10 protein-coding genes are annotated in these 12,605 nt (G+C 67.7%); all 10 read left to right on the forward strand.

Annotated features, from left to right (window positions below):
• The first annotated feature begins 66 nt into the window (after positions 1–66).
• On the forward strand, positions 67–1,281 hold the full coding sequence (hutI, locus tag ACQR1E_RS30755) for an imidazolonepropionase (protein WP_316201223.1): 1,215 nt from the start codon (positions 67–69) through the stop codon (positions 1,279–1,281).
• On the forward strand, positions 1,278–2,825 hold the full coding sequence (gene hutH, locus ACQR1E_RS30760) for a histidine ammonia-lyase (RefSeq protein WP_434897957.1): 1,548 nt from the start codon (positions 1,278–1,280) through the stop codon (positions 2,823–2,825). Before hutI ends, hutH begins: the two co-directional genes overlap by 4 nt.
• A gap of 9 nt (positions 2,826–2,834) precedes the next feature.
• Complete coding sequence (hutU, locus tag ACQR1E_RS30765) at positions 2,835–4,505, forward strand: urocanate hydratase (RefSeq protein ID WP_434897958.1); 1,671 nt, start codon at positions 2,835–2,837, stop codon at positions 4,503–4,505.
• An 84-nt stretch (positions 4,506–4,589) separates the two neighbouring features.
• Positions 4,590–5,636, forward strand: a complete 1,047-nt coding sequence (gene bchI / locus ACQR1E_RS30770; protein WP_316169231.1) for a magnesium chelatase ATPase subunit I — start codon at positions 4,590–4,592, stop codon at positions 5,634–5,636.
• The gene (locus ACQR1E_RS30775; RefSeq protein ID WP_434842786.1) at positions 5,633–7,372 is read left to right on the forward strand and encodes a magnesium chelatase subunit D; all 1,740 of its coding nucleotides are present in this window, start codon (positions 5,633–5,635) and stop codon (positions 7,370–7,372) included. Before bchI ends, ACQR1E_RS30775 begins: the two co-directional genes overlap by 4 nt.
• Before the next feature lie 132 nt (positions 7,373–7,504).
• Positions 7,505–8,473 carry an alpha/beta fold hydrolase gene (locus ACQR1E_RS30780; protein ID WP_434842787.1) on the forward strand — a complete coding sequence of 323 codons (969 nt, stop codon included), beginning with the start codon at positions 7,505–7,507 and terminating at the stop codon, positions 8,471–8,473.
• A gap of 33 nt (positions 8,474–8,506) precedes the next feature.
• Positions 8,507–9,412, forward strand: a complete 906-nt coding sequence (gene bchO / locus ACQR1E_RS30785) for an alpha/beta fold hydrolase BchO (RefSeq protein ID WP_434842788.1) — start codon at positions 8,507–8,509, stop codon at positions 9,410–9,412.
• A gap of 51 nt (positions 9,413–9,463) precedes the next feature.
• Entirely contained in the window at positions 9,464–11,002 is a 1,539-nt protein-coding gene (locus ACQR1E_RS30790) for a phytoene desaturase (protein ID WP_434842789.1), read from the forward strand.
• Positions 10,999–12,039, forward strand: coding sequence for a phytoene/squalene synthase family protein (locus ACQR1E_RS30795; RefSeq protein ID WP_434897959.1), 1,041 nt, complete (start codon positions 10,999–11,001; stop codon positions 12,037–12,039). The genes ACQR1E_RS30790 and ACQR1E_RS30795 overlap by 4 nt, the downstream gene beginning before the upstream one ends.
• Before the next feature lie 146 nt (positions 12,040–12,185).
• On the forward strand, positions 12,186–12,329 hold the full coding sequence (locus ACQR1E_RS30800) for a hypothetical protein (RefSeq protein WP_315714295.1): 144 nt from the start codon (positions 12,186–12,188) through the stop codon (positions 12,327–12,329).
• Positions 12,330–12,605 lie beyond the last annotated feature (276 nt).

Consider the following 12,605-nt stretch of genomic DNA (forward strand, 5'->3'; position numbering starts at 1 on the left):
GGACGGCGGAGCTAAGTTTATGTATAGACATATCGCCCGTCAAGCTTTCGTGAAGGGGGAGGCAGCATGGCCCAGCGTTTCGACCGGATCTGGCAGAATGCGCGGCTCGCGACCTTGTGCGAGGGGCAGCCGGGCCTCGGCGTGATCGAGCAGGGCGTGATCGCTGCGCGCGATGGCCGCATCGCCTTTGCCGGTCCGCAATCGGAGTTTCCGGCAGATGGAGATGCGCCCGAGCGCATCGATTGCGAGGGACGCTGGATCACGCCGGGTCTCGTCGACTGCCACACCCATCTTGTCTTTGGAGGCGACCGTGCGCACGAGTTCGAGCTGCGGCTCGCCGGCGCGAGCTATGAGGAGATCGCGCGTGCCGGCGGTGGCATCGTGTCCACCGTCGCGGCGACGCGCGCCGCCAGCGAACAGGAATTGATCGCCCGCGCGCTGCCGCGGCTCGATGCGCTACTCGCCGAAGGCGTCACGACGATTGAGATCAAATCCGGCTATGGCCTGGAGGCCGCGACTGAGCTGCGACAATTGTCCGCAGCCCGCGCGCTCGGCAGCCAGCGGCCGGTCAGCGTGCGCACCAGCTTTCTCGGCGCGCATGCGTTGCCGGTCGAAGCCGGTGGCGACAAGGACCGCTACATCGACCTCGTCTGCAACGAGATGCTGCCGGCGGTTGCCAGGTCAGGCCTCGCCGATGCGGTCGACGCGTTCATGGAAAATATCGCTTTCTCCGCTGCGCAGACATCGCGCGTGTTCGCGGCGGCCAAGGCGCTCGGCCTGCGGGTCAAGCTGCATGCCGATCAGTTGTCGAACCTCGGCGGCGCCGCGCTCGCGGCCGAGTTCGGCGCGCTGTCCGCCGATCATCTCGAGCATACCGACGAGGCTGGTGCCGCGGCGATGGCTCGGGCCGGGACGGTCGCCGTGCTGCTTCCCGGAGCGTTCTACTTCATCCGCGAGACGCAGAAGCCGCCGGTCGAGCTGTTTCGCAAGCACGGCGTAAAGCTCGCGCTGGCGACCGACTGCAATCCGGGCTCGTCGCCGCTGACCTCGTTGCTGCTGACCATGAACATGGCGGCGACCTTGTTCCGGATGAAGGTCGATGAATGCATCGCCGGCGTCACGCGCGAAGGCGCCCGGGCCTTGGGCTTGCTGGCCGAGACCGGCACGCTGGAGGCCGGCAAGTGGTGCGATCTTGCGATCTGGGACATCGGCCGTCCCGCGGAGTTGGTCTACCGCATGGGCTTCAACCCGCTGCACCGGCGCGTGTGGAGGGGCCAATGAGCACGATCGTCGCAGAGCCCGGCCACGTCAGCCTCGATGATCTCGTGCGCGTCTACGCAGGCGCGTTGCTCACGCTGGATCCGGCGTATTGGCCGCGTGTCGAAGCGGCAGCAGGGATTGTGGCGAAGGCGGCGCAGGGCGCCGAGCCCGTCTATGGCATCAACACCGGCTTCGGTAAGCTGGCTTCCAAGCGCATCCCGCCCGACCAGACGGCCCAGCTCCAGCGCAATCTCATTCTCTCGCATTGCTGCGGCGTCGGCCCCGCGACGCCTGAGCCGGTGGTGCGGCTGATGATGGCGTTGAAGATCATCTCGCTCGGCCGCGGCGCCTCCGGCGTGCGCTGTGAGTTCATCGAACAGTTGCAGGCGATGCTGGCGCGCGGCGTATCGCCCTTTGTGCCGCAGCAGGGCTCGGTCGGCGCCTCCGGCGATCTCGCGCCGCTCGCGCACATGACCGCCGTCATGATCGGCGAAGGCCAGGCCTTCGTCGACGGCCGGCTCGTGCCGGGCCGCGAGGCGCTGGCGCGCGCCGGCCTCACGCCGGTTACGCTCGGGCCGAAGGAAGGGCTGGCGCTGATCAACGGCACGCAGTTCTCGACGGCCTATGCGCTCGCCGGTCTGTTCCGCGCGCATGATCTGCTCAACGCTGCCCTGGTGACGGGCGCACTGTCGGTCGATGCGGCGATGGCTTCGACGGCGCCGTTCCGGCCCGAAATTCAGGCGCTGCGCGGTCATCCCGGCCAGATCGCAGCCGGCCGCGTGCTCACCGAACTGCTCGACGGCAGCGCCATCCGGCTGTCGCATCTGGAAGGGGACGAGCGCGTGCAGGATCCGTATTGCCTGCGCTGCCAGCCGCAGGTCGCCGGCGCCGCGCTCGATCTGCTGACACAGGCCGCGCGCACGCTGGTCACCGAGGCCAATGCCGTCACCGACAATCCGCTGGTGCTGGCCGAGACCGGCGAGATCATCTCCGGTGGCAATTTTCACGCCGAGCCGGTGGCGTTTGCCGCCGACCAGATCGCGCTGGCATTGTCCGAGCTCGGCGCGATCAGCGAGCGGCGCATCGCGACGCTGGTCGATCCCGCGCTGAACTTCGGCCTGCCGCCGTTCCTGACGCCGGAGCCGGGCCTGAACTCCGGCTTCATGATCGCCGAGGTGACGGCCGCGGCGCTGTTCGCCGAGAACAAGCAGCGCGCGCTGCCGTGCTCGATCGACTCGACGCCGACCAGCGCCAACCAGGAAGACCACGTCTCGATGGCTGCACATGCGGCGCGCCGGTTGTACGACATGGCCGACAATCTCGCTGCTATCATCGGCATCGAGCTGCTCGTCGCCGCCCAAGGCATCGAGCTGCGAGCGCCGCACGGCACCAGCGCGGCGCTGTCTGCTGTCATTGCCGCGCTTCGCGCGCATGTGCCGGCGCTGGGGCACGACCGCTACATGGCCGACGATCTCGCCAAGGCGGCCGCGCTCGTCGGTGGCGGTGTGCTGGCCACGGTTGCAACGCATGCACTCGGACGCGATCCGTTTCCCAAGCTTGGATGAGAGGGACCCATGAACCGACGCCTGGACAACGAACGGGTGATCCGCGCTCCCCGTGGCAGCGACATCAGCGCCAAGAGCTGGCTCACCGAAGCGCCCTTGCGCATGCTGATGAACAATCTCGATCCTGATGTGGCGGAGAAGCCGAGCGAACTGATCGTCTATGGCGGCATCGGCCGCGCCGCGCGCGACTGGGACAGCTTTGATCGCATCGTCGCATCGTTGTGCAAGCTCGAGGCGGACCAGACGCTGCTCGTGCAGTCGGGCAAGCCGGTCGGCATCTTCCGCACTCATCCGGATGCGCCGCGCGTCCTGATCGCCAACTCCAACATCGTGCCGCATTGGGCGACGCTCGATCACTTCAATGCGCTCGATAGAATGGGCCTGATGATGTACGGCCAGATGACGGCCGGCTCCTGGATCTATATCGGCAGCCAGGGCATCGTGCAGGGCACCTACGAGACATTCGTCGAAGTCGGCCGCCGTCACTACAACGGTGATCTCTCCGGCAAGTGGATTCTGACCGCGGGCCTCGGCGGCATGGGCGGCGCGCAGCCGCTTGCGGCGACCATGGCCGGCGCCTCGATGCTCGCCGTTGAATGCCAGCCGAGCCGCATCGAGATGCGGCTGCGCACCGGCTATCTCGATCGCCAGGCCACGACGCTCGACGAGGCGCTGGCGCTGATGGCCGACGCCGCGACGACCAAGAAGGCGGTGTCGGTCGGCCTGCTCGGCAATGCCGCCGAGATATTCCCCGAGCTCGTGCGTCGTGGCGTGCGGCCGGATATCGTCACCGACCAGACCAGTGCGCATGATCCGATCAACGGCTATCTGCCGAAGGGCTGGACTCTCGCAGAGTGGGAAGCCAGGCGTGCTTCGGAGCCGAAGGCGGTCGAGCAGGCGTCGAAGACGTCGATGGTCGGCCACGTCCAGGCGATGCTCGACTTCCACGCCATGGGTATTCCGACGCTCGACTACGGCAACAACATCCGCCAGATGGCGAAGGACATGGGCCTCGCGAATGCCTTCGATTTTCCAGGCTTCGTGCCGGCCTATATCCGCCCCTTGTTCTGCCGCGGCATCGGCCCGTTCCGCTGGGCGGCGCTGTCGGGCGATCCGGAGGACATCTACAAGACCGACGCCAAGGTGAAGGAGCTGTTGCCGGACAACAAGCACCTGCACAACTGGCTCGACATGGCGAGGCAGCGCATCAAGTTCCAGGGCCTGCCGGCGCGGATCTGCTGGGTCGGCCTCGGCGATCGCCATCGCCTTGGGCTTGCCTTCAACGAGATGGTCGCCCGCGGCGAAGTGAAGGCGCCGATCGTGATCGGCCGTGACCATCTCGATTCCGGCTCGGTGGCGAGCCCGAACCGCGAGACCGAGGCGATGAAGGATGGCTCGGACGCAGTGTCGGACTGGCCGCTGCTCAACGCACTGCTCAATTGTGCGAGCGGCGCCACATGGGTGTCGTTGCATCATGGCGGCGGCGTCGGCATCGGCTATTCGCAGCATGCCGGCATGGTGATCGTCGCCGACGGCACGGCGGACGCTGCGCGGCGGCTGGAACGCGTGCTGTGGAACGACCCGGCGACCGGCGTGATGCGCCACGCCGATGCCGGCTATGAGGACGCCATCGCCTGCGCCGAGGCCAATGGTCTCGATCTGCCGAGCCTCGTCCGTTAAGCGCTGATGGGTTGAAGAGCGGCCCCTGATTGTGGTCTCATGCTGGCAACGCGGCGGGAACGCGTCGCGGCGCAGGGGACGCTCATGGGAATCGCCTTTCCGTTCTCGGCCATCGTCGGCCAGGACGAGATGAAGCTGGCGCTGATGATCGCTGCCGTTGATCCCAAGGTCGGCGGCGTGCTGGCCTTTGGCGATCGCGGCGCCGGAAAATCCACCGCGGTGCGCGCGCTCGCCGCGCTCTTGCCGCCGATGAGCGCCGTGATCGGCTGTCCCTATCAATGCGATCCGGCCGACGTCGCCGCGCAATGCGCCGCGTGTCGCGCGCGCTCCAAGCCGAGCGGCAAGACAAAGAAGCCGGCGGCGTTGAAGGCGCACCAGGTGCCGGTTCCGGTCATCGACCTGCCGCTCGGCGCCACCGAGGACCGCGTCGTCGGCGCGCTCGATCTCGAGCGTGCGCTGGCTCATGGCGAGAAATCATTCGAGCCGGGGCTGCTTGCTCGCGCCAATCGCGGCTTTCTCTATATCGACGAGGTCAATCTGCTGGAGGATCACCTCGTCGATCTCCTGCTCGACGTCGCCGCGTCAGGCGAGAACGTGGTCGAGCGCGACGGTCTCAGCATCCGCCATCCCGCCCGCATCGTGCTGGTCGGCACCGGCAATCCGGAGGAGGGCGAGTTGCGGCCGCAATTGCTCGATCGCTTTGGCCTATCGGTCGAGGTCAAGACGCCCAATGATCTGCCGACGCGCATCGAGGTGGTCAAGCGGCGCGATGCCTTCGAGACAGATCCCAGCGCCTTCGTTGCGCATTGGGAGAAGGAGGAGGCGAAGCAGCGCAAGCGTATCCTCGCGGGCCGTGAGCACATCGGAGCGGTCAAGGTCGCCGATCGTGAGCTCGAGCAGGCCGCACGCCTCTGCATGGCGCTCGGCACCGATGGCCTGCGTGGCGAACTCACCTTGATGCGGGCGGCGCGCGCAGTGGCGGCGCTGGAGGGCGCAAAGGCGGTCGATGACCGCCATCTGAAGACGGTCGCGCCGATGGCGTTGCGACACCGTCTCAGGCGCAATCCGCTCGACGATTCCGGCTCGTCGGTGCGGGTCGAGCGCGCGCTCGACGAGCTGTTCGCGCCGTGAGCGATGGCGCCGCGATCTGGGCCGATGCGATGATCGCGGCCGCTCTGGCCGCGATCGACCCGTCCGCGTCGGTGCTGCTGCGTGCGGGCGCAGGTCCGGTGCGCGAGCAGTGGCTGGAGCTGTTGCACGAGCTGATGCCGCCGTCGACACCCTTGCGCAAGCTGCCGCCGTCGATCTCGGACGATCGCCTGCTTGGCGGCCTCGATCTCGCCGCGACGTTGCAGGCGGGGCGGCCGGTGCTGCAACGTGGGCTGCTCGCCGATGCCGATGGCGGCGGGCTGATCGCCGTGATGGCCGAGCGCATGTCGCGGTCGACGGTCACACATCTCTGTGTTGCCGTCGACACCGGGGCTATCAGCATCGAGCGCGATGGCATGTCGCTGCGCGCACCGGCTCGGCTCGGACTGATTGCGCTCGACGAGGGCATCGGTGATGAGCGCGTGTCGCCTGCCTTGGCCGACCGCCTGGCCTGCCATCTCGATCTCAGCAAAGTTGCGCGCGTCGATCTCGGCGAGAGCCTGTTCAAATCGTCGGACATCGCAGCAGCGCGTGCGCGGCTGCCGCAGGTCCGTTCGTCGGACGACGCGATCGCGGCGCTGACGATGACGGCCTGCGCGCTCGGCATCGACTCGCTGCGCGCGCCGCTGCTCGCCTGTCGCGTCGCGCGCATCGCAGCGGCCCTTGATGGTGAGGTCGAAGTCGCCGAAGCGCACATCGCCTGCGCCGCGCGGCTGGTGCTGGCGCCGCGCGCCACCCGGCTGCCCGCAGCGGATGACGAGACTGAGAACAGCGAGGCGCCGGAGCCCGAGAATGAGTCGGCCGAGAGTGAGGACGACGACCGCAGCGAGGACGGTTCGCTCGAGGATCGCGTGGTCGAAGCGGCGCAGGCGGCCATTCCAGTCGACCTGCTGAAGCGGCTGCAAGAGGAACGCGCGACCCGCGTCCGCAGCAGCAGCGTCAGCAAGCAGGGCACCGCTCAGAAGGTGCCGAAGCGCGGCCGTCCGATTGGCGCGCGTCGCGGCGAATGGCGCGCCGGCGCGCGGCTCAACGTGCTCGAGACCTTGCGCGCGGCAGCGCCGTGGCAGCCGCTGCGGCGGCGGACGCAACATTCCGGCAAGAGTGGCCGGCTGATCGTGCACAAGGACGACATTCGGATCACCCGCTTCAAGCAGCGCTCGGGCACCACGACCATCTTCGTCGTCGATGCTTCCGGCTCCTCGGCCTTGCAGCGGCTTGCGGAAGTGAAGGGCGCCGTCGAGCTGCTGCTGGCCGAATGCTACATTCGCCGCGACGAGGTCGCGCTGATCGCGTTCCGCGGCAGGGGCGCCGAGCTGCTGCTGCCGCCGACGCGCTCGCTGACGCGCGCCAAGCGCAGCCTCGCGGCGCTGCCCGGCGGCGGCGGCACACCGCTGTCGGCGGCGATCTGGGGCGCGACCGAGCTCGCGCTGGCCGTGAAGGCCAAGGGCCAGACGCCGACGATCGTTTTGATGACCGACGGCCGGGCGAATGTCGCGCGCGATGGCGGCGGTCGCAGCGAGGCCGAGGCGGAGGCGCTGGTGGCCGCACGGCAGCTCGCGCTGACTGGCATTCCGGTCGTGCTGGTCGATTCCTCGCCGCGCCCGCAGGACAAGGCCGCGCAGCTCGCCGGTGCGATGCAGGCGCGTTACGTCGCGCTGCCTCATGCCGATGCCGTACGGTTGTCGCAGGCCGTCATGGCGCAAGCCGGCCGCGGCTGATGGCGGTGGAACCCCCGGCGTCAAGCTGCGTTCCCAACGGCGACTGACAAGAGGATCGGTCATCGCTATGCTCACCCCTCGTATGGCAGCGCTTGCCTGCCGTCGCCCGATATCGTCACACAGGAGCACGCCATGCAGGTCGCCTCGACTACACAGAGTGATCATGCGGCTGACACGCGCGCTGTGACGATGCCGCCGCCGCTTGCAGCGCCAAGCTTCGAGCTCGCCGATCTGCGTACGGGCCGCATCACCTGCTATGGCGACGGCCCCGCCGCCCCGGCGGAGCAGCGGCCGCTGCTCTTGATTCACAGCGTCAACGCTGCGGCGACGGCCTACGAGATGAAGCCGCTGTTCGAGCACTACCGCCAGACGCGTCCGGTCTATGCGCTCGACCTGCCGGGCTTCGGCCTGTCGGACCGCGCCGACCGCATCTATACGCCGCGCATCATGACCGATGCGATTCTGCTCGCCACGAACGAAATTCGCCGCCGTCATGGCGACGTCGCGATCGACGCCATCGCGTTGTCGCTCGGCTGCGAGTTCGCCGCGCGCGCCGGCACCGAGGCGCCGAACCTGTTTCGCACCTTGGCGCTGCTCAGCCCGACCGGCTTCGATCGCCGCGCCGAGGCCGCGGCCGAGTCGGCGGGCACCAAGGACACGACCCGCGCCATGCCGTGGGTCCGCAACATCCTCAACGTCCCGCTGTGGAAGCACGGCTTCTTCACCCTGCTGACCTCGCGCGCCAGCATTCGTTTTTTCCTGCAGAAGACCTTCGGCCGCAAGGACATCGACGAGGGCCTGCTGGAGTATGACTACATCACGACCCATCAGCCCGGCGCCGAGAACGCGCCGTATTCGTTCGTCTCCGGCTATCTGTTCAGCACCAATGCCCTGAAGCTCTACCAGGCACTGGCGATGCCGGTCTGGATGGTGCATGGCGTGCGCGGCGATTTCGTCGACTATCACGGCAAGCACGCCGTCGAGGCTCTGCCCAACTGGCAGATCGAGGTGATGCAGACCGGCGCGATGCCGCATTTCGAACAGCTTGATAAAGTCGCCGCCAGCTACGATGATTTCCTGACGCGCGCGGCCGATCGTTGACGATGCCGGCGGCGTCCAACCGCGTGGGCCGGCATGAGCGACAAGCCGAACTGGAGCGTCGACGGCAGCGACTGGCCCAACCGCGCAGCCAGCCGCTTCGTCGAGGCCGCGGGCCTGCGCTGGCATGTTCAGATCATGGGCGAGGGGCCCGTTGCGCTGCTCGCCCATGGCACGGGAGCCGCGACCCATTCCTGGCGGGATCTCGCGCCGCTGCTCGCCAGGCACTTCACCGTCGTCGCGCCGGATCTCTCCGGCCACGGCTTCACCTCCACGCCGCAGGGGCGGCGGCTGTCGCTCGACGGCATGGCGCGCGATCTCGCTGGCCTCTGCGAGAAGCTTGCGATCGCGCCTGAAATCGCGATCGGCCATTCCGCGGGCGCGGCGATCCTGACGCGCATGACGCTCGACAATCTCATCAGGCCGAAGCTGATCGTCAGCCTCAATGGCGCCTATCTGCCGTTCGGCGGCGCGGCCGCGCAGTTCCTGTCGCCGCTCGCCAAGATGATGGCGCTTAATCCGCTGGTGCCGCGGCTGTTCGCCTGGCGGGGCCGCGATCCGGCGGCGGTGCATCGGCTGCTGAAGGGCACCGGCTCGACGATCGACGCGACAGGCGAGCGGCTGTATCGGCGGCTGGTCGGCAGCCCCGGCCATGTCGGCGCCGCGCTCGAGATGATGGCGAACTGGGACCTGCATCCGCTTGGGCGCGAGCTGCCGCGGTTGAAGACCGCGCTGCTTCTGGTCGCGGCCGCGAATGACCGCGCCATCCCGCCAGACGTCGCGCGTCGCGTCCAGCGATTGGTGCCCCAGGCGCAGCTCGAACTCATTGATGGCCTTGGTCATTTGGCCCATGAGGAGCAGCCGGCCAGGATCGCGGGCCTGATCGTCAACGCCGCCGAGCGCGCGGGCGTCCTTGCAGTGCAGCGGGAAACGTCCAAGTAAATTGACATTTTTGGCTGGCGAAAGCGTCAATTTCAATTTACGCTTTCGTCCATGCTCGACGTCTCCACCATCAAGGCCGCTGTCCCGGCTGTGCTCGGAGACCGGCCGCATGCGGTCGTGATCGGCTCCGGCTTCGGCGGCCTCGCCGCAGCGGTCCGGCTTGGTGCGCGCGGTTATCGCGTCACGGTCTACGAGCAGCTCGATGCGCCCGGCGGCCGCGCCTATGTGCATCGCCAGGACGGATTCACCTTCGATGCCGGCCCGACCATCGTCACCGCGCCGTTCCTGTTCGAGGAGCTGTGGCAGCTGTGCGGTCGGAAGATGTCCGACGACGTCACGCTCAAGCCTATCTCCCCATTCTATCGCATCCGCTTCGACGACGGCACCGTGTTCGACTGCTCGGGCGACCCGGCCGAGATGCGTGCCGAGGTGGCGCGCCTGGCACCCGGCGACGTCGATGGCTACGAGCGCTTCATGAAGGCGAGCGAGGCGATCTTCAGAAAGGGTTTTGAGGAGCTTGGCGACGTGCCGTTCCTGTCGTTCATGGACATGGCAAAGATCGCGCCGGCGATGATCAAGCTGCAGAGCTTTCGCTCGGTGTATGGGCTGGTCTCCCAGCATGTGCGCGACGAGCGGCTGCGCGTGATCTTGAGCTTCCATCCGCTGCTGATCGGCGGCAACCCGTTTACGACCACGTCGATCTACTGCCTGATCGCCTATCTCGAGCGTCGCTGGGGCGTGCACTTTGCGATGGGCGGCACCGGCGTGCTGGTCAACGGCCTCGTCAGCCTGATCGAGGGGCAGGGCGGCCAGGTGCGCTGCTCGGCGCCCGTGGCCGAGATCACCACGAAGAACGGCGTTGCGACCGGCGTGCGGCTCGCATCCGGTGAGACGATCGCCGCCGATGCAGTCGTCTCCAACGGCTGCGCGGCCTGGACCTACAAGCATCTGCTGCCGAGCGTGCCGCGCCGGCGCTGGACCGATGCGCGCATCGACCGTGCGCGCTACTCGATGAGCCTGTTCGTCTGGTATTTCGGCACGAAGCGCCGCTATGATGACGTTCAGCATCACACCATCCTGCTCGGCCCGCGCTATCGCGGCCTGCTCGACGACATCTTCCGCCGCAAGGTGCTGGCGGATGATTTCAGCCTCTATCTGCATCGCCCCACCGCGACCGATCCGTCGCTGGCGCCCGATGGCTGCGATGCTTTCTACGTTCTGTCGCCGGTACCGCATCAGCAGAGCGGCATCGACTGGTCGGCGACGGCCGAGCCGTTCCGCCAGCGGATCGAGACCGCGCTGAGCGACACGCTGCTGCCGGACCTTGCCGGCCAGCTCGTTACGTCGCGGCTGCTGACGCCGGATGATTTCGAGCATCGCCTGTCGTCCTATCGCGGCGCGGCGTTCGGGCTCGAGCCGGTGCTGATGCAGAGCGCCTGGTTCCGGCCGCACAACAAGAGCGAAGAGGTCGAGCGGCTCTATCTGGTCGGCGCGGGCACCCATCCCGGCGCCGGCCTGCCGGGCGTGCTGTCCTCGGCGCGTGTGCTCGATGATCTCGTGCCCGCGCCGCATGAGCTGGAGCGACGATGAGCTGGCAAACGGACATTGCGATCTGTCGGCGGATGTTGCGGGGCGGATCGAAGACGTTCTTTGCCGCCTCGAAAGTGTTGCCTCGCGCGGTTGGCGATCCCGCCGTCGCGCTCTACGCGTTCTGCCGCGAGGCCGATGATGCGATCGACGGGCCCGGCCGCCGCGTCGACGCCGTCGAGCTGCTGCACGAACGGCTCGACCGGATCTATCATGGCACGCCGGACGACAGTCCCGTCGATCGTGCGCTGGCCGGCGTCGTGGCGCAGTTCACGATTCCGCGCACGCTGCCGGAGGCGCTGCTCGAAGGTCTCGCCTGGGATGCGCAGGGGCGCCGCTATGAGACCCTGAGCGACGTGCTCGCCTATGCCGTGCGCGTCGCCGGCACGGTCGGTGTGATGATGTCGCTGCTGATGAACCGGCGTGAGGCCGAGACGATCGGACGCGCCTGCGACCTCGGCATCGCCATGCAGCTCACCAACATTGCCCGCGACGTCGGCGAGGACGCGCGCGCCGGCCGGCTCTATCTGCCGCGGCAATGGCTGCGCGAGGCGGGTCTCGATATCGAGACCTGGCGTGCCGCGCCGTTCTTCGACGACCGCATCGGGCGGGTCACGGCGCGACTGCTCGCGGTCGCCGACGTGTTCTATGCGCGCGCTTCTGCGGGCATCGCCGATCTGCCGTGGACCTGCCGGCCCGGCATCCACGCGGCGCGGCTGATCTATGCCGAGATCGGCCGCGAGGTCGCACGTGCCGAATTCGATTCGCTGTCGCGGCGCGCATTCGTCTCGATGCCGCGCAAGCTGCAGCTTCTCGGCAAGGCGGCGGTGATGTCGCTGCTGCAGGAGCAGCCGTCGCTGGCGCCGCCGCGGCCGGAGGCGCGTATTTTGATCGAGGCGGTCGTCGCGGCGGATGTACAGCGCCCGCATGCGATCGCGCCGCCGCGCCGGACTGTTCACGATCGCGCGCTGTGGGTGCTCGACCTGTTCGAGCGCCTGGAGCGACGCGATCAGTTGTCACGCTCGGGGCGGATATCGTAGCGAGGCGAGGTCGTCGCCGTCACGTATAAGACGACTCGCGTACGACGGTACGACCGCATTGGCGCGACCCGTGTGGCTCGACTGCGATGTCATGACACACGAAGTCATGAGCTGGACACCAGGTGAGACGCGATGAGTGACGCGCCATGAGCGAGATGGGCGGCCTGCTCGAATTCGTCGTCGTCACCATGTGCGTGCTCGGCTGGCTCGTGCTCGAATGGCAAGGCCGCCGCCTCGACCGCCAGCGCGCCGAGCGCGAGGCCAGGGAGCGCGAAGCGGAGAAGCGGTAGGGTGGGGGAGGCGGATTCACGTCTCAAACAGCGATCGACATGGCTTCGCGTTCTCGCGGCAGAGGTTGCCCGAGTCTGCGATGATCTTGTCCCTCGCAAACAGTGCAGAGGGCGCAGGGAATGCCGGGTGAAGGCCTCACCCATGGCCCGCCTGCAGAAAAAATGCAGGCGGCAGGTACCACAGGCAAAGCCGGTTCAACCGGTGGATTCAATTGGTCGTCGCAACACTCGATGAGGAGGTTGCGATGGGCATTCGAAAGAAACGGTCAACGCGGG

Origin of the sequence: Bradyrhizobium sp. HKCCYLRH1030, assembly GCF_051168395.1 — a bacterium.
GTDB lineage: Bacteria > Pseudomonadota > Alphaproteobacteria > Rhizobiales > Xanthobacteraceae > Bradyrhizobium.